General features: G+C 62.0%; 15 protein-coding genes. 14 read left to right on the top strand and 1 reads right to left on the bottom strand.

The window, feature by feature from the left end:
- Positions 1–51: 51 nt before the first annotated feature.
- The 9 genes from argS to U5A08_RS01995 all read left to right on the top strand — a co-directional run bounded on the left by argS (position 52) and on the right by U5A08_RS01995 (position 10,477).
- A complete protein-coding gene (argS, locus tag U5A08_RS02035) occupies positions 52–1,788 on the top strand; it encodes an arginine--tRNA ligase (protein WP_253392880.1) in 1,737 nt (578 codons plus the stop codon).
- A 1-nt stretch (position 1,789) separates the two neighbouring features.
- Entirely contained in the window at positions 1,790–2,491 is a 702-nt protein-coding gene (locus U5A08_RS02030; protein WP_253392878.1) for an SPOR domain-containing protein, read from the top strand.
- Positions 2,492–2,749: 258 nt separating this feature from the next.
- Positions 2,750–3,280 (top strand): ATP-dependent protease subunit HslV, encoded by a 531-nt coding sequence (gene hslV / locus U5A08_RS02025; RefSeq protein WP_247399883.1) that lies wholly within the window; start codon positions 2,750–2,752, stop codon positions 3,278–3,280.
- 37 nt (positions 3,281–3,317) lie between these two features.
- A complete protein-coding gene (gene hslU, locus U5A08_RS02020) occupies positions 3,318–4,655 on the top strand; it encodes an ATP-dependent protease ATPase subunit HslU (RefSeq protein WP_247399881.1) in 1,338 nt (445 codons plus the stop codon).
- An 87-nt stretch (positions 4,656–4,742) separates the two neighbouring features.
- Entirely contained in the window at positions 4,743–5,120 is a 378-nt protein-coding gene (locus U5A08_RS02015; RefSeq protein WP_253392876.1) for a gamma-butyrobetaine hydroxylase family protein, read from the top strand.
- 249 nt (positions 5,121–5,369) lie between these two features.
- Complete coding sequence (phaC, locus tag U5A08_RS02010) at positions 5,370–7,049, top strand: class II poly(R)-hydroxyalkanoic acid synthase (RefSeq protein ID WP_253392874.1); 1,680 nt, start codon at positions 5,370–5,372, stop codon at positions 7,047–7,049.
- Between the two features lie 162 nt (positions 7,050–7,211).
- Complete coding sequence (gene phaZ, locus U5A08_RS02005) at positions 7,212–8,057, top strand: poly(3-hydroxyalkanoate) depolymerase (RefSeq protein WP_247399872.1); 846 nt, start codon at positions 7,212–7,214, stop codon at positions 8,055–8,057.
- Positions 8,058–8,145: 88 nt separating this feature from the next.
- Entirely contained in the window at positions 8,146–9,828 is a 1,683-nt protein-coding gene (phaC, locus tag U5A08_RS02000) for a class II poly(R)-hydroxyalkanoic acid synthase (protein WP_253392872.1), read from the top strand.
- 28 nt (positions 9,829–9,856) lie between these two features.
- Positions 9,857–10,477: a TetR/AcrR family transcriptional regulator gene (locus U5A08_RS01995; protein WP_253392870.1), complete on the top strand. Its 621-nt coding sequence runs from the start codon at positions 9,857–9,859 to the stop codon at positions 10,475–10,477.
- Positions 10,478–10,500: 23 nt separating this feature from the next.
- On the opposite strand, the gene U5A08_RS01990 is transcribed toward U5A08_RS01995, so the two are convergent.
- The gene (locus U5A08_RS01990; RefSeq protein WP_253400329.1) at positions 10,501–11,196 is read right to left on the bottom strand and encodes a response regulator transcription factor; all 696 of its coding nucleotides are present in this window, start codon (positions 11,194–11,196) and stop codon (positions 10,501–10,503) included.
- Between the two features lie 361 nt (positions 11,197–11,557).
- Here U5A08_RS01990 and U5A08_RS01985 point away from each other — a divergent pair, with 361 nt between their 5' ends.
- The 5 genes from U5A08_RS01985 to U5A08_RS01965 all read left to right on the top strand — a co-directional run bounded on the left by U5A08_RS01985 (position 11,558) and on the right by U5A08_RS01965 (position 17,495).
- Positions 11,558–12,139, top strand: coding sequence for a fimbrial protein (locus U5A08_RS01985; RefSeq protein ID WP_253392868.1), 582 nt, complete (start codon positions 11,558–11,560; stop codon positions 12,137–12,139).
- 82 nt (positions 12,140–12,221) lie between these two features.
- Complete coding sequence (locus tag U5A08_RS01980; protein ID WP_253400328.1) at positions 12,222–12,998, top strand: fimbrial biogenesis chaperone; 777 nt, start codon at positions 12,222–12,224, stop codon at positions 12,996–12,998.
- Positions 12,999–13,006: 8 nt separating this feature from the next.
- Entirely contained in the window at positions 13,007–13,774 is a 768-nt protein-coding gene (locus U5A08_RS01975; RefSeq protein ID WP_253392866.1) for a fimbrial biogenesis chaperone, read from the top strand.
- Between the two features lie 147 nt (positions 13,775–13,921).
- Positions 13,922–16,489: a fimbria/pilus outer membrane usher protein gene (locus U5A08_RS01970; protein ID WP_253392864.1), complete on the top strand. Its 2,568-nt coding sequence runs from the start codon at positions 13,922–13,924 to the stop codon at positions 16,487–16,489.
- A gap of 43 nt (positions 16,490–16,532) precedes the next feature.
- Positions 16,533–17,495 carry a fimbrial protein gene (locus U5A08_RS01965; RefSeq protein ID WP_253400327.1) on the top strand — a complete coding sequence of 321 codons (963 nt, stop codon included), beginning with the start codon at positions 16,533–16,535 and terminating at the stop codon, positions 17,493–17,495.
- Position 17,496 lies beyond the last annotated feature (1 nt).

The raw sequence follows: 17,496 nt of genomic DNA, 5'->3' as shown, positions 1-17,496 counted from the left end.
TTTTTCCACCTGCGCATCGCGCGCCACCGCTTGCGGTCGAAAGAGAACACCATGAAAGACACCATTCGCCAGCTGATCCAACAAGCCCTCACCCAACTCGTCAACGAAGGTGTGTTGCCTGAAGGCCTGACGCCGGCGATCCAGGTGGAAAACACCCGCGACAAGACCCACGGTGACTTCGCCAGCAACATCGCGATGATGCTGGCCAAGCCGGCCGGCATGAAGCCGCGCGACCTGGCGGAGAAAATCATCGCCGCGCTGCCGGCCGATCCGCAGGTGAGCAAGGCCGAAATCGCCGGCCCGGGCTTTATCAATCTCTTCCAGAACACCGAGGCCCTGGCTTCACGCCTCGACGCCGCCCTGGCCGACGCCAAAATCGGCGTGCGCAAGGCCGGCCCTGCCGAGCGCGTGGCCATCGACCTGTCGGCGCCCAACCTGGCCAAAGAGATGCACGTCGGCCACCTGCGCTCGACCATCATCGGCGACGGCGTGGCGCGGGTGCTGGAGTTTCTCGGCGACACCGTGATCCGTCAGAACCACGTGGGCGACTGGGGCACCCAGTTCGGCATGCTGATGGCTTACCTGCAGGAAAACCCGATCACCAGCAACGAGCTGTCGGACCTGGAAAACTTCTACCGCGCCGCGAAGAAGCGTTTCGACGAATCCGAAGCCTTCGCCGACCGCGCCCGTGGCCTGGTGGTCAAGCTGCAGGCCGGTGACAAGGAATGCCTGGCGCTGTGGTCGCGCTTTCGCGAGATCTCGCTGGCGCACTGCCAGAAAATCTACGAACTGCTCAACGTCAAGCTGACCATGGCCGACGTCATGGGCGAAAGCGCCTACAACGACGACCTGATCAACGTGGTCAACGACCTCAAGGCCAAAGGCCTGCTGGTGGAAAGTAACGGCGCGCAGTGCGTGTTCCTCGAAGAATTCAAGACCGCCGAGGGCGAGCCGCTGCCGGTGATCATCGTCAAGGCCGATGGCGGCTACCTCTATGCCACCACCGACCTGGCCGCCGTGCGCTACCGCAGTGGCGTGCTCAAGGCCGACCGTGCGCTGTATTTCGTCGACCAGCGCCAGGCCCTGCACTTCCAGCAGGTGTTCGAAGTGGCGCGCCGCGCCGGTTTCGTCACGCACCCGATGCACATGGAACACATGGGTTTCGGCACCATGAACGGCGCCGACGGCCGCCCGTTCAAGACCCGTGACGGCGGCACCGTGAAGCTGATCGACCTGCTGAACGAAGCCCAGGAACGTGCCTACAACCTGGTGAAGGAAAAGAACCCGGAGCTGGCGGACGCCGACCTGCGCAACATCGCTCGCGTGGTAGGCATTGGCGCGGTGAAATACGCCGACCTGTCCAAGCACCGCACCAGCGACTACAGCTTCAACTTCGAGCTGATGCTCAACTTCGAAGGCAACACCGCGCCGTACCTGCTGTACGCCTATACCCGCGTGGCCGGGGTGTTCCGCAAGCTGGGCAAGGACTTCAGCGAAGTGCAGGGGCAGATCGTGCTGGAAGCGCCCCAGGAACAGGAACTGGGCGCCAAGCTGGCGCAGTTCGCTGAAGTGCTGAACAGCGTCGGCGAGAAAGGTACGCCGCATATCCTCTGCACTTACCTGTACGAAGTCGCCGGGCTGTTCTCCAGCTTCTACGAGAACTGCCCGATCCTCACCGCCGACGACGAAGCCCACAAGCAAAGTCGCCTGCGCCTCGCCGCACTGGCTGGACGGACCCTCAAGCAAGGCCTGGAACTGTTGGGCCTGGAAACTCTGGAGCGTATGTAAGTTGGCTGCCAAGAAAAAACCTGCACCCAAGCGCGGCGCCAGCCGCTACCAGGCACCGGCGAAGCAGCCTATTCCGGGCTGGCTGTGGATGGCCATCGGCCTCACGGTCGGCGCGTTTATCGTATTTTTGATGAAGCTGGACCCCGGCCAGGGCGATGACGTCAAACGGGTCAAACAGGAGCAGCAAAAAGCCACGAAAATGGCCGAAGCCAACAAGACCGCGCCAAGCCCGACCGCGCCGGTGAAGCCCAAGTACGACTTCTACACCCTGCTGCCAGAATCGGAAGTGATCGTGCCGCCCGACGCCGTGCCGGAGAAAACCCTGCCGACGCCGCAAGTACCGACCACGCCGGTCACCCCGGCGGAAGCGGCCAAAATCGACACGGCACGAGCCCAGGCCGCGCTGGCCGGGATCACCCCGCCGCCACCGCCACCGGTTGCGACCACCAAGGCCGCGCCGGTGACCAAGTTCTTCCTGCAGGCGGGCTCGTTCCCGAAACAGGCGGACGCTGATCGCGTGCGTGCGCAGATCATCCTGCTGGGCCAGGCGGTCACGGTGGAATCCGGCACAGTGAAGGATGCGACCTGGTATCGCGTGTTGGTGGGGCCATTCAGCAACCGTGAACAACTGACCGTGGCGCAGAAACAATTGGCCGGCGCGGGCTTTAGCAACCTGTTATTACAACAGCGCCAGAGCCGCTGACCTACAGCCAATACAGATCAAAATGTGGGAGGGGGCTTGCCCCCGATAGCGGTAGATCAGTCAATATTTTCGGCGACTGATACACCGCGATCGGGGGCAAGCCCCCTCCCACATTGGGTTTTAGGCGGTTCTCGAAAGTGTGTCAGATCAATAGACACCATTCGTCCGTACCAACCTCCCAAGGTTGAAATCATCCCCGCTACCCCCATATCAGTTCCCACCAGGGCATTTTCGCCCCGCTGCGTGGAGACTCTCCTCTTGACCACCATCGTTTCAGTACGTCGCCACGGCAAAGTCGTCATGGGCGGCGACGGCCAGGTTTCCCTTGGCAATACCGTGATGAAAGGCAACGCGAAAAAAGTGCGCCTCCTGTACCACGGCCAGGTGCTCGCGGGCTTTGCCGGCGCTACCGCCGACGCCTTCACCCTGTTCGAGCGTTTCGAAGGCCAACTGGAAAAACACCAGGGCCATCTGGTTCGCGCCGCCGTCGAACTCGCCAAAGAATGGCGCACCGACCGCTCTCTCAGCCGCCTCGAAGCCATGCTGGCCGTCGCCAACAAAGACGCGTCCCTGATCATCACCGGTAACGGCGATGTGGTTGAGCCTGAACACGGCCTGATCGCCATGGGCTCCGGCGGTGGCTTCGCCCAAGCGGCGGCCAGCGCACTGTTGAAGAAAACCGACCTGTCGGCCCGCGAAATCGTCGAGACCGCCCTCGGTATCGCCGGCGATATCTGCGTGTTCACCAACCACAACTTCACCATTGAGGAGCAGGACCTCGCCGAGTAAGCCGTAGGCTTATTCCCGCTTGAGGACCGCAAACATTATGTCCATGACTCCCCGCGAAATCGTCCATGAACTCAATCGCCATATCATCGGCCAGGACGATGCCAAGCGCGCCGTTGCCATTGCGCTGCGTAACCGCTGGCGCCGGATGCAACTGCCAGAAGAACTGCGCGTTGAAGTAACGCCGAAGAACATCCTGATGATCGGCCCGACCGGCGTCGGTAAAACCGAGATCGCCCGGCGCCTGGCCAAGCTGGCCAATGCCCCGTTCATCAAGGTCGAAGCGACCAAGTTCACCGAAGTCGGCTACGTGGGCCGTGACGTCGAGTCGATCATTCGTGACCTGGCCGACGCCGCCCTGAAACTGCTGCGCGAACAGGAAATGACCAAGGTCAGCCACCGCGCCGAAGACGCCGCCGAGGAACGTATCCTCGACGCCCTGCTGCCACCGGCCCGCATGGGCTTCAACGAAGACGCCGCACCGGCCTCGGATTCCAACACCCGCCAGCTGTTCCGCAAGCGCCTGCGTGAAGGCCAGTTGGACGACAAGGAAATCGAGATCGAAGTCGCCGAAATGTCCGGCGTCGACATCTCCGCGCCGCCTGGCATGGAAGAAATGACCAGCCAGTTACAAAACCTGTTCGCCAACATGGGCAAGGGCAAGAAAAAAAGCCGCAAGCTCAAGGTGAAGGAAGCGCTGAAACTGGTGCGCGACGAAGAAGCCGGGCGTCTGGTCAACGAGGAAGAACTCAAGGCCAAGGCCCTGGAAGCGGTCGAGCAGCATGGCATCGTGTTTATCGATGAGATCGACAAGGTGGCCAAGCGCGGCAACTCCGGCGGCGTCGACGTGTCCCGCGAGGGCGTACAGCGCGACCTGCTGCCGCTGATCGAAGGCTGCACCGTCAACACCAAGCTGGGCATGGTCAAGACCGACCACATCCTGTTTATCGCCTCCGGTGCATTCCACCTGAGCAAGCCAAGCGACCTGGTGCCGGAACTGCAAGGCCGCCTGCCGATTCGTGTGGAGCTCAAGGCGCTGACCCCGGGCGACTTCGAACGCATCCTCAGCGAGCCGCACGCCTCGCTCACCGAGCAATACCGTGAGCTGCTGAAAACCGAAGGCCTCGCCATCGAGTTCCTGCCGGACGGCATCAAGCGCCTGGCGGAAATCGCCTGGCAGGTCAACGAGAAGACCGAGAACATCGGTGCCCGTCGCCTGCATACCTTGCTGGAGCGCCTGCTCGAGGAAGTGTCCTTCAGCGCCGGCGACCTGGCCGGTGCGCAAAATGGCGAAGCGATCCAGATCGACGCCGACTACGTCAACAGCCACCTGGGCGAATTGGCGCAGAACGAAGATCTGTCTCGCTATATCCTGTAAACCTCACACAGCGCTGCTTTGCTTCAATGTGGGAGGGGGCTTGCCCCCTCCCACATTTTGAAGCCGGTTTATTCAGGACCCTCATCAATGTCGAAATTTCCTACTGCTGTAAACCTGCACAAAACCTCAAACACCCTCGGCCTCACCTACGGCGCCGACGAGGTCTACCAGTTGCCCGCCGAATTCCTACGGGTACATTCGCCTTCCGCCGAAGTCCAGGGCCACGGCAAACCGATCCTGCAATTCGGCAAGCTCAACGTGCGCTTGAACAAGATCGAACCGGCCGGTCAGTACGCACTGAAATTGATCTTCGACGACGGACACGACAGCGGATTGTTCACCTGGGACTACCTCTATCAATTGGCCGTGCGTCAGGACGCGCTGTGGATCGATTACCTCGCCGAACTCAAAGCGGCCGGAAAAACCCGCGACCCGGATCAGTCGGTCGTGCGGCTGATGCTCTAGCCCAGGCTTCTTGCTCTTTAGAGGGCATTTTCTAATTCCATCTGCTTGAATGCCCACTCCTGTGGCCAATGATTGGCCCACTTGCGAAAAAAAATAAACTCGGGTAACCAATGGAACTGGCAAGTTCCCTGCATTTGACGATGCGGTATCAACGGTCACCCGAGTCGCAGTACCTGGCTTGTGTTGTGTATCGAAAGGTGGTGCGCAGCGGTACCCGGTACTCGTCTTTCGGACAATGGAGCGTCGTAGATGAGTAACAAGAATAACGATGACTTGAAACGCCAGGCCTCGGAAAACACCTTGGGGCTGAACCCGATCATCGCGTTACGTAAAAAGGACTTATTGGCCTCAGCGAAGATGGTGCTGAGCCAAGCCATCAGACAACCGTTGCACAGCGTCAAGCATGTCGCCCACTTTGGCGTCGAATTGAAAAATGTGATGTTCGGCAAGTCCGCGCTGGTGCCCGAAAGCGATGACCGTCGCTTTCACGACCCGGCCTGGAGCCAGAACCCACTCTACAAGCGTTACCTGCAAACCTACCTGGCGTGGCGCAAGGAACTGCACGACTGGATCGGCGACAGCAACCTGTCAGAGCAGGACATCAGCCGCGGTCACTTCGTGATCAACCTGATGACCGAAGCCATGGCCCCCTCCAACACGGCGGCCAACCCGGCGGCGGTCAAACGCTTTTTTGAAACCGGCGGCAAAAGCCTGCTGGACGGCCTGTCCCACCTGGCCAAGGACATGGTGCATAACGGCGGCATGCCGAGCCAGGTCAACATGGGCGCCTTTGAAGTGGGCAAGTCCCTGGGCACCACCGAAGGCGCGGTGGTGTTTCGCAATGACGTGCTGGAGCTGATCCAGTACAAGCCAATCACCGAACAGGTCCACGAACGCCCGCTGCTGGTGGTGCCGCCGCAGATCAACAAATTCTATGTCTTCGACCTGAGCCCGGATAAGAGCCTGGCGCGTTTCTGCCTGCGCAACGGCCAGCAGACGTTTATCGTCAGTTGGCGTAACCCGACCAAGGCCCAGCGCGAGTGGGGCCTGTCGACGTATATCGAGGCGCTCAAGGAAGCGGTCGACGTGGTCACCGCGATTACCGGCAGCAAAGACGTCAACATGCTCGGCGCCTGCTCCGGCGGCATCACCTGCACCGCCCTGCTCGGCCACTACGCGGCGCTGGGGGAGAAGAAGGTCAACGCCCTGACCCTGCTGGTGAGCGTGCTCGACACCACGCTGGACACTCAGGTGGCGCTGTTTGTGGATGAACAGACGCTGGAAGCGGCCAAGCGCCATTCCTACCAGGCCGGCGTACTGGAAGGCCGCGACATGGCCAAGGTATTTGCCTGGATGCGCCCCAACGACCTGATCTGGAACTACTGGGTCAACAACTACCTGCTGGGCAACGAGCCGCCGGTGTTCGACATCCTGTTCTGGAACAACGACACCACGCGCTTGCCGGCGGCCTTCCACGGCGACCTGATCGAGCTGTTCAAGAACAACCCGCTGGTGCGCGCCAACGCCCTGGAGGTGTGCGGCACGCCGATCGACCTCAAGCAGGTCACAGCCGATATCTACTCATTGGCCGGCACCAACGACCACATCACGCCGTGGCAATCCTGCTACAAGTCGGCGCAACTGTTTGGCGGCAAGGTGGAGTTTGTGCTGTCCAGCAGCGGGCATATCCAGAGCATTCTCAACCCGCCGGGCAACCCCAAGGCGCGCTACCAGACCAGCGACAGCCTGGCGGGAAAACCGCTGGAGTGGCAGGAAAATGCGACCAAGCACACGGATTCCTGGTGGTTGCATTGGCAAGTGTGGCAGGCAGAACGTGCGGGCAAGCTGAAGAAGGCACCGACGAGTTTGGGTAACAAGACCTACGCCGCAGCCGAAGCCGCACCGGGTACCTATGTGCATGAACGCTAGAGCACACTTTTTTGGGATTGAAATGGGATCAAATGTGGGAGGGGGCTTGCCCCCGATGCAGGCGGCGCGGTGCATCTGTTACACCGCAGTGATGCTGTCGGGAGCAAGCCCCCTCCCACATTTGGAGTGCATTCTAGCGGTAACACTTCACAGGGCTTGAGCATGCCGCAACCGTTCATCTTCCGCACCATCGACCTGGATGGCCAAACCATCCGCACGGCGGTACGCCCGGGCAAGCCGCACTTGACGCCGCTGCTGATCTTCAACGGCATCGGCGCCAACCTCGAGCTGGTGTTTCCGTTCGTCCAGGCGCTGGACCCGGACCTGGAAGTGATCGCCTTCGATGTACCGGGCGTCGGCGGTTCCTCCACGCCCAAGCGGCCGTATCGCTTTCCCGGCCTGGCCAAACTCACCGCGCGCATGCTCGATTACCTGGACTACGGCCAGGTGAATGTAGTGGGCGTGTCCTGGGGCGGCGCGCTGGCGCAGCAGTTTGCCTACGACTACCCGGAGCGCTGCAAGAAGCTGATTCTCGCCGCGACCGCCGCCGGTGCGGTGATGGTGCCAGGCAAGCCGAAAGTGCTGTGGCTGATGGCGAGCCCGCGGCGCTATATCCAGCCGTCCCACGTGGTGCGCATTGCGCCGATGATTTATGGCGGCTCGTTCCGTCGCGATTCGAAACTGGCCGCCGAACACGCCAGCAAAGTGCGCTCGGCCGGCAAGCTGGGTTACTACTGGCAACTGTTCGCCGGGCTGGGCTGGACCAGCATCCACTGGCTGCACAAGATCCGTCAGCCGACCCTGGTGCTGGCCGGGGACGACGACCCGCTGATCCCGCTGATCAACATGCGCATGCTCGCCTGGCGTATTCCCAACGCACAGTTGCACATCATCGATGATGGCCACCTGTTCCTGATCACCCGCGCCGAAGCCGTGGCGCCGATCATCATGAAATTTCTCGAGGAGGAACGCCTGCGGGCGGTGATTCATCCCCGTCCGGCGGTGTAAGGACCACACCGCCGCGCAACTTGCCGAGAACCGACTATGGTTCTGAATTGGCATGCCTGTTGATGACTTGACGAAGGAGTGTTGGCTCATGCGAGAAAGACCCGTGACGAACCCGGCGCCCACCCCTGCCGTGTTCATCAACGCGCAAAATGCGATCACCGGCCTGCGCGGCCGGGACTTGCTGTCAACCCTGCGTAGCGTCGCAGCCCACAGTTTGCGCAACCCGGTGCATACCGCCCGTCATGCCCTGGCCCTCGGCGGCCAACTGGGGCGTGTGCTGCTCGGCGAAACGGTGCATGAACCCAACCCTCACGACAGCCGCTTCATCGACCCGACCTGGGCCCTCAACCCGCTGTATCGGCGTAGCCTGCAGGCGTATTTGAGCTGGCAGAAACAGACCCGCCACTGGATCGATGACAGCACCCTGAACGCCGATGACCGCGCCCGTGCGCACTTCGCGTTCACCCTGATCAACGATGCGGTATCGCCCTCCAACACCCTGCTCAACCCGCTGGCCGTCAAGGAGTTGCTCAACTCCGGCGGCAACAGCGTGGTGCGCGGCGTGAGCAACCTGTTCGAAGACTTGCTGCACAACAACGGCCTGCCGCGCCAGGTCAGCAAGCACGCCTTTGAAGTGGGCAAGACCGTCGCCACCACCCCAGGCTCGGTGGTGTTTCGCAATGAGCTGCTGGAGCTGATCCAGTACAAGCCCATGAGCGAAAAACAGTACGCCAAACCGCTGCTGATCGTGCCGCCGCAAATCAACAAGTACTACATCTTCGACCTGAGCCCGGCCAACAGTTTCGTGCAATACGCCCTGAAAAACGGCCTGCAGACCTTCATGGTCAGCTGGCGTAACCCGGATGTGCGCCACCGCGAATGGGGGCTGTCCACCTATGTGGCCGCGCTGGAGGAGGCACTCAACGTCTGCCGCGCAATCACCGGCGCCCGCGAGGTCAACCTGATGGGCGCCTGTGCCGGCGGCCTGACCATCGCGGCCCTGCAAGGCCACCTGCAAGCCAAGCGCCAACTGCGCCGCGTCTCCAGCGCCAGCTATCTGGTGAGCCTGCTCGACAGCCAGATCGACAGCCCCGCCACCCTGTTCGTCGACGAGCAAACCCTGGAAGCCGCCAAGCGCCGCTCCTACCAGCAGGGTGTGTTGGATGGTCGCGACATGGCCAAGGTGTTTGCCTGGATGCGCCCCAACGACCTGATCTGGAACTACTGGATCAACAACTACCTGCTGGGCAAGGAACCGCCGGCCTTCGACATCCTGTACTGGAACAACGACAACACGCGCCTGCCCGCCGCCCTGCACGGCGACCTGCTGGACTTCTTCAAGCACAACCCGTTGAGCCATCCCGGTGGCCTGGAGGTGTGCGGCACGCCCATCGACCTGCAAAAGGTCACGGTGGACAGCTTCAGCGTGGCCGGGATCAACGATCACATCACGCCATGGGACGCGGTGTACCGCTCCACGCAGTTACTGGGCGGTGAGCGGCGCTTCGTGTTGTCCAACAGCGGGCATATCCAGAGCATCCTCAACCCGCCGGGCAACCCCAAGGCCAACTACGTCGAGAACCTCAAGCTGAGCAGCGACCCACGCGCCTGGTACTACGACGCCAGCCACGTCGAAGGCAGTTGGTGGCCACAGTGGCTGGCGTGGATTCAACAGCGCTCGGGCGTACAACGCGAAACCCTCACCGCCCTGGGCAACCAGAATTACCCACCGATGGAAGCAGCGCCAGGCACTTACGTGCGGGTCCGCTGAGCTCAACGATCCTATTTAAGAAGACCGGATGAAAACCCGCGACCGTATCCTTGAATGTGCCCTGCTGTTGTTCAACCACAAGGGCGAACCGAACGTGTCGACCATGGAGGTGGCCAATGAAATGGGGATCAGCCCCGGCAACCTCTACTACCACTTCCATGGCAAGGAGCCGCTGGTGCTCGGGCTGTTCGAGCGGTTCCAGAGTGAGCTGGCGCCCCTGCTCGACCCGCCGCCGGGCGCGCAACTGGAGGCCCAGGATTACTGGCTGTTCCTGCACCTGATTGTCGAGCGCATGGCCCATTACCGGTTTCTGTTCCAGGACCTGTCGAACCTGGCGGGGCGCCTGCCGAAGCTGGCCAGGGGCATTCGCCACCTGCTCACGGCGCTCAAGCGCACCCTGGCTTCATTACTCGCACGGTTGCAGGCGGCGGGGCAGTTGGTCAGCAGCACCCAGGCACTGGGCCAACTGGTGGAGCAGATCACCCTGACCCTGCTGTTTTCCCTGGACTACCAGCGCATTCTCGACCGCGAAGGCGAAGTGCAGGTGGTGGTGTACCAGATCATGATGCTGGTCGCGCCGCACCTGTTGCCGGCGGCGCGGGAAGCAACGGAGCGCTTGGCGCTGCGCTATATGGACGATCCGGTTTAACTGTCCGCCTTACAGGCACTGCGTCATTGAGGCTCACCGAACTGTTGCGAGAACTTGAACAGTTCACAATCATTCCTGATCCCCAACTTTCGATACGCCGATTGTTTTTGCGTGCTGATCGTACTCGCACTGCGCGAGAACTTTGTCGCAATCGAATTGACCGACATGCCATCCAGAAAACAACGCAGTACTTCCTGTTCCTTGGGCGTGAGGCAAGCGTGCAAGCGCTGCGGAATCGATAACTCTATTTTCGATCCGGTGGTTGCAATATCACGAATCGGCGGTATACCCCGCAGGGTCGGCAACATACAAGGCTGCAAGTAAATCCGGCCCTGGGCGACCGTGCGAATCGCCGTGATCAACTCAATCAGATTCTGAGTTTTGCCCAACACGCCCCAACTTCCGGCTTTCAAGGCCAGTGAAACCGTTGCGGGTGTGTAGTGCGACGAAACAACGATCGCCCTGCACTGGCTGAAACGTCGGTTCAGCGCCTGGATCAGGCTGAGGCCGTCCATGTCCGATGGCCCCAGGATAAAGTCCATCACCACGATATCCGCCACCCGCTGAGCGAGCGCTGCCAACAACTCCCTGCTGGTCCCGAAGGAGCCAATCACCTTGAGGTCGGCCTCTTTGCCCAGCCCCAATTCGATCCCCTGTCGAACCATCTCATGGTCATCGAGCAACATGACCGCATAGGTGTCGGAAAGTGAAGTAGTCATCACGAAACCTGCATAAGTGGATTCAGCTCATGACAAACAGACTCTCGCCATTACAAGCTCGGTATATCCCAGCCCACACCACTGAGCAATACATAAACACACTAAGAACTGTTCTTTAAGTAGTCTCTGACAGTTACTTCTTACAGAAAAATTGCGACACCGTTATTTAGAAAAAACCCGAATAAGTGCCGATTATTTTTTTCGAACAATCACGAGACAAATTTAGTTACTTCTCTATAGGAAAACCACAGATTTCAACGAACAATTACACCGTCCCAGCCACTTTAAAACTACAGACCCACTTCCGTTCTGCGTTTGAGGAAGTGGCGGGGCCTACCGCTAATCTATGATCGGGAACACTATGAACAACAACGCTCTATCCACCGTTGCGGCCATGCTTGTCGTGGCCGCCGCCGCATCGCAACCCGCGCTCGCGGCAACGGATGGCACCCTCAATTTCAGTGGGTTGGTCAACGACGTGACCTGCACCGTCGAAGGCTCGGCGCCGGGTACGGGCGCCGTGGTCAAGGACGTCAACCTGGGAGGCGTCGCCGCTGCGCGCCTGGCGAACCCGGGTGATCGCGCCAACCTGACCGGTTTCACCATTCGTATCGGTGGACCGGGCGAAGGCAGTTGCGCCAACGGCCGCACTGCGATGGTGGCCTTCGACCCAACCAGCCCGGCCATCGACGTGGCGACCGGGCGCTTGAACATCGACGGCTACAACGACCCGGCCGACACCACCAACGCCAAGAACGTACAGATCGAAGTGACGAACCGCGATGGTTCTCCCATTAACGTCTACACCGAGAAATCGGCGGGCGTGGTGATCGCCGACAACCAGGCCGTCATCCCGCTGGCCGCGCAAATGTACGCCAGCGGCGCCGCCACCGAAGGAACGGTGCGAACCCGGGTCGGTTTTATGATTGAGTACGCCGATTAAGGGGCCAGCGGGCTGGCCTTGCGCACCCTGGACCAGTGCCATCGCGCAGGGCCTGCCCGCTGATTCAAAGAGCATTCAGATGATGAAAACAATCGCCCGCCTTGCCCTTGCCTGCTGTGCTGTCGGAGGGTTCTTGCTGCAAGCATCCAGCGCCCACGCGGGCGTGATTATCTATGGCACACGCGTGATCTACCCAGCCGACCGGCAAGAGGTAGTTGTACGCCTGGAGAACAAGGGCGACCGCCCGGCGCTGGTGCAGACCTGGCTGGATGCCGGCGACGTGCGCTCGACACCCGCGACGGCGCAAACGCCGTTCAGCCTGTCGCCGCCGATCTTCCGCATCGAGCCCCATCAGCAACAGGCGGTGCGCCTGCGCTATGCCGGCGAATCAGCCCCCGGCGACCGTGAACGCCTGTACTGGCTGAACGTGCTCGAAGTCCCGCCGCTGGCCGCCGATGCCGCGCAGAATAACCAGATCGAACTCGCGTTCCGTACCCGCTTGCGGGTATTCCTGCGACCGCAGGCACTGCCCTACCCGGTCAGCAGCGCCCCGGCAAAACTGCAATGGCAACTGGTGCGCCACGACCAGGGTTTTGCCCTACAGGCAACCAATCCGACGCCTTACCATATTTCCCTCACCTCGATTGATTTGCTGAGCGACGGCAAACGCTTCAGCAAAGCGCCGAACAAGGCCGCCAACGACAGCCTGCTGATGCCGGCCGGTGATGTGAAACGCTTTGTGCTGCCGCTGCTGCGCGAACGCCCCAGTGGCGCGCCCCAGGTTGAGTTCACGACGGTCAGCGACTTCGGCGCCCGCGTGCGCCATACGGCTGGCCTTACCCCCGCCGCCACCCAGTGACTGACGCTATGAACACCACTTCCCTTTCACACCGGCCAGCCAAGTGCCTGCTGTTGACGTGGGCGTTGTTCGGCGCCGCCGTCGTGCAGGCCAGCGTGGTGATCAACAGCACGCGCATCGTCTACCCGCAGCAGGCCAAGGAGGTGACGGTCCGGCTCGAAAGCAAGAACCAGGCGCCGGTGCTGATCCAGGCATGGCTGGACACCGGCGACGAACGCTCGACGCCGGACCTCGCCGCAGCGCCCTTTGTCGCCACGCCACCGATCTTTCGCATGGAGCCGGGCAAACAACAGGTGGTGCGCCTGGCCTATACCGGCGACAGCTTGCCGTCGGCCGAGGAAAGCCTGTTCTGGTTCAACGTGCTGGAAGTGCCCGCGCAAACGCCTGGCACCCAACAGGGCAATCAGTTGCAGCTCGCCTTCCGCTCGCGGATCAAGCTGTTTTTCCGTCCGCAGAACCTGCCTTACGCGGTCGAGTCCGCGCCCGGAAAACTGCAATGGCGCCGCGTTTCGAACGCGCAAGGCCAGGCGCTGGAGGTCTACAACCCGAGCCCATATCACGTGACCTTCGAACAGATCGACCTGCTGGAGTCGGGGCGGCGTCATGCCCGCCAGGCCGCCACATCAGGCGCCGAAAACATGGTGACACCCGGCGCTCGCCAGCGCTTCGCGCTACCCACCCTGAAAACGCCGCCAGGTGCTGCGGCCACCGTAGAGTTCCACACCCTCGACGATTTCGGGGCCAAGGTCTCGCACAGCACCAAGGTCTCGCCATGACAGCCTAAATACGTTCGCCAGCCCCTGCGCAGGCAGGCTGGCCACCTCACTCACGTCATTCCACACGTTCGGTTGATGCCCTTTTTTCGGGGCAGGGCTTCCCCATGCCCGAATTCGGACAGCACCTATTTTCTGGGAACGGTCACCATGCGTTTGAACATGCCCGCCAGGCCAAGCCACGGGCGCCTGACACACCATCGATTGCGGCTGACGGCACAAAGCCTGTTACTCCTATGCAGCGCCCATGCCTTGAATGCCCACGCGGTGGAGCATGTCGCATTCAACCCGGCCTTCTTTCCGAATGGCCCGGGCGGCCTACAGGTCGATATTTCAAAATTCAGCCAGGGCAACGTTGTGCTGCCCGGCAGCTACCGCACCGACGTCCACCTCAACGGCCAGTGGATCGGGCGCGAAACCGTGTCCTTCGTGGCGGTCGACGGCCAGCACAGCGCGCAGTTGTGCCTGGCGCGTGAGGCGCTGCTCAGGTTCGGCATCGACCTGGACGCGGTCGACCGGCAATCCGCCCAAGCCGGTCTCGCAGCCGCTGCTCCGTTCGCCGACTGCGCCGATATCACCACCTACCTGCCGGGCGCCAGCAGCGCCTTCGACGCCGGCGAAAACCGCCTGGACCTGCAGATCCCGCAGATCTACCTGGCACGCCAGGCACGCGGTTATGTCGACCCGCGCCAGTGGGACAGCGGCATCGATGCCGCCTTTGTGCGCTACAACGTCAATACCTTTGCGACCCGCACCAACGGCCGCGCGCTCAGTTCCCAGTATCTGGGCCTCAATACCGGGCTTAACCTGGGCGACTGGCATTGGCGCCACAACGGCAGCTACAGCCGAACCGACAGCGCCTCGGGTTATCAAAGCAACGCCACCTACGTGCAGCGCGATGTCAGCCCGTTGCAGTCACAGTTGATGGTGGGCGAGATCTACACCGCGGGCGAGTTGTTCGACAGCGTGCGCCTGCGCGGCGCAAGCCTGTTCAGTGACGACCGCATGCTGCCGGACTCGCAGACCGGCTTTGCGCCCGTCGTGCGTGGCGTGGCCGAGACCAACGCACGGGTCAGCGTGCGCCAGCGCGGCGTGTTATTGGACGAGGTCTCGGTGGCCCCCGGCCCGTTCGTGCTCAATGACTTGTTCCCAACCGGCTATGGCGGCGACCTGAACGTCACGATCACCGAAGCCGACGGGCGCCGGCGTGAGTTCATCGTGCCGTTCGCCGCCAACGCCAACCTGCTGCGTGCCGGCTACAAGCGCTACGCGTTGAGCATCGGCCAACTGGATGAAATCGGCGTGCGCCACCCTCCCAGACTGCTGCAGGCCACCTACCAGCATGGCCTCAGCAACCTGTTGAGCGCCTACACCGGCGCAGTGCTGGCCGACGACTACCACTCGCAACTGGTGGGCGCGGCGTTCAATACCTCGCTGGGCGCGCTGTCTTTGGACCTGACCCAGTCCAATGCGCGCGTGAAAGGCCACGGGTCGCGGGATGGGCAAAGCCTGCAGGTTCGCTACAGCAAGAACTTCGCGGACACCGGCACCCACTTTGCGCTCGGCGCCTACCGGTATTCCACCGAAGGCTTCCTGAGCGTGACCGATGCGGCGCGCGTGCGTGACCTCGCCATCGACGGGCTGCGCGTCGACAGCCTGTCGCGGCTGCGTGACCGGATGGATATCAGCCTCAACCAGAGCCTGGGCGTCGGCACGGTGTACCTGACCGGCTCCTCACAAAACTACTGGAACCGCAAAAGCGGCAACCTGACCTTCACCGCCGGTTACAGCGGCGCCTGGAAGGGCATTCACTACACCGTCAGCGCCCAGCGCAGCCGTGACTTGCTGAGTGAACGCGTCGACAAGCAAGTGGACTTGACCCTCAGCCTGCCCCTGGGCAGCGGCCCACGCTCGCCCACCTTGACCACCACGGCCTATCGCGGCGATCAAAGCAGCGGTGAGCGCGTGACCCTCGGCGGCAGCCTGGGCGAGCGCAGCGAATTCAGCTACGGCCTCGGCGCCAGCCAGACGCACGGCAGAGGCAACGCCACCAGTGCCGACATGAAATACCAGACCGCCCACGGTGTGCTGTCCGCCGGCGTTGGCCAGAGCAGCGCCTACCGCTCGGCCTCGTTCGGCATGACCGGCGGCATTGTCGCGCATGCCGGCGGTGTGACCTTCGCGCCGGAGTTGGGCGATACCGTCGGCATCGTCCAGGCGCCCGACGCCGAGGGCGCACGGATCAACGGCAACCACAGCGCACAAGTCGGCAAGCGCGGTTATGCCGTGGTGCCCCACCTCACGCCGTACCGCCGCAACGTCGTCGAGCTGGACCCCAAGGACCTTTCCGTCGATGTGGAGCTCAAGACCGCCGCGCAAAACGTCGCGCCCCGCGCCGGGTCGGTGGTGAAGCTGCAATTCGAGACAGTCAGCGGCCAGGCCTTGTTGATCACCGCTCTGCGCGAGGAGGGTAGCCCCTTGCCCTTCGGTGCGGATGTCTTCGATGAACAGGGTGCCAGCGTCGGCATTGTCGGGCAGGGCGGTAAGGCATTTGTGCGTGTGGCGCGCCCGCAGGGGCGGTTGACGGTCAAGTGGGGGACGGACGCCGGGGGCATATGCCAGCTGGACTACGACCTGGGTACGAAATCGGCGGCTAAAGGCGCTAACCGCCTGCGCCATCTGAACGCGGGCGCCTGCAAAGGCAATGCAGGCGGTTGATCCGGCGCAGGCAAGCGCCCTCCTTTTCATGGCGGAACTGAAGATGAAACACTCCACAAACCTCGTTTCAATACTACTCGTGCTTGGCTTGCCAATCGCGGCTCAAGCCGCGTGCGAGAGCTATCCTCCTGACGCCGAGCTTGGCCTCTCCCTCCCGGCCGTGATTACCGTCCCCGACAGCCTGCCGCTGGGAAGTGTGATCGCCCAACAAGCATTCAGCGGCTCTGTGCCTGCCCTCTTCTACAATTGCCGCACCGGCACCCCAGCTTCGGCCTTCGGGCGCTATGCAAAGCCCTTGGACCCGATAACCTGGTCCTATCCGACCGAGGCACCCGGGGTTGGCATGCGGCTGCTCATCACCGACGCCCGCCCATCGACCAACGCCTATGCCATCGAGAGTTTTACCGACGCCGTCGTGCTCCCCGGAAGGCACCCCTCCTTCACGAGCGCGGAGGTGATCCTTTACAAAATCGGGCCGGTAACAGACGGGGTCGTGCCTGCCGGAACCCTCTTTGAATACAGGCTGCACGGCCCCTGGGGTTACTTAGGCCGCTTCAGCCTGCGGATCAACAACTCGGTACGTTTCGTCAGACCCGCCGCCACCTGCGACCTGGCGGCCGGTGACGTCAACCGCACGATCTCGCTTGACCCGGTGCAAGTCAGCACCTTCCAAAGCACTGTCAGCGCAGGCGCGCGCGACTTCGAGTTGACGGCGAACTGCAGCGACGCCACCAGCGTCACCTTTCGGTTTGCCGGTACGCCCGCCCCTGGGCACGACGCGCTCTTCGCCAACACAGGCAGCGCCGGTGGCATCGGGCTGTGGCTGTATTCGCGAATCAACGGGGTGGCCCAGACGATTACCGCCAACGGCACGGATAGCAGCCGCACGCTGGTGGTTTCCGACAACCGTGCGGTCTTGCCACTCGGCGCCGCCTATCACAAAAACGGCGCGGTCAGCCAAGGCACGCTCGCCAGTACCGCCACCGTCAACATTACCTATAACTGAA

Source organism: Pseudomonas paraveronii (genome assembly GCF_963681955.1).
Taxonomy (GTDB): Bacteria; Pseudomonadota; Gammaproteobacteria; order Pseudomonadales; family Pseudomonadaceae; genus Aquipseudomonas; species Aquipseudomonas paraveronii.
The sequence above is the reverse complement of the archived record's forward strand: the minus strand, read 5'-3'. Positions and strand labels throughout refer to the sequence as shown.

Coding starts and splice junctions, on each gene's coding strand:
- U5A08_RS01965 (WP_253400327.1), top strand. CDS start 16,533: ATGAAACACTCCACAAACCTCGTTTCAATACTACTCGTGCTTGGCTTG.
- U5A08_RS01985 (WP_253392868.1), top strand. CDS start 11,558: ATGAACAACAACGCTCTATCCACCGTTGCGGCCATGCTTGTCGTGGCC.
- argS (WP_253392880.1), top strand. CDS start 52: ATGAAAGACACCATTCGCCAGCTGATCCAACAAGCCCTCACCCAACTC.
- U5A08_RS01995 (WP_253392870.1), top strand. CDS start 9,857: ATGAAAACCCGCGACCGTATCCTTGAATGTGCCCTGCTGTTGTTCAAC.
- U5A08_RS01970 (WP_253392864.1), top strand. CDS start 13,922: ATGCGTTTGAACATGCCCGCCAGGCCAAGCCACGGGCGCCTGACACAC.
- U5A08_RS02015 (WP_253392876.1), top strand. CDS start 4,743: ATGTCGAAATTTCCTACTGCTGTAAACCTGCACAAAACCTCAAACACC.
- U5A08_RS01990 (WP_253400329.1), bottom strand. CDS start 11,196: ATGACTACTTCACTTTCCGACACCTATGCGGTCATGTTGCTCGATGAC.
- phaZ (WP_247399872.1), top strand. CDS start 7,212: ATGCCGCAACCGTTCATCTTCCGCACCATCGACCTGGATGGCCAAACC.
- hslU (WP_247399881.1), top strand. CDS start 3,318: ATGTCCATGACTCCCCGCGAAATCGTCCATGAACTCAATCGCCATATC.
- U5A08_RS01980 (WP_253400328.1), top strand. CDS start 12,222: ATGAAAACAATCGCCCGCCTTGCCCTTGCCTGCTGTGCTGTCGGAGGG.
- U5A08_RS01975 (WP_253392866.1), top strand. CDS start 13,007: ATGAACACCACTTCCCTTTCACACCGGCCAGCCAAGTGCCTGCTGTTG.
- phaC (WP_253392872.1), top strand. CDS start 8,146: ATGCGAGAAAGACCCGTGACGAACCCGGCGCCCACCCCTGCCGTGTTC.
- phaC (WP_253392874.1), top strand. CDS start 5,370: ATGAGTAACAAGAATAACGATGACTTGAAACGCCAGGCCTCGGAAAAC.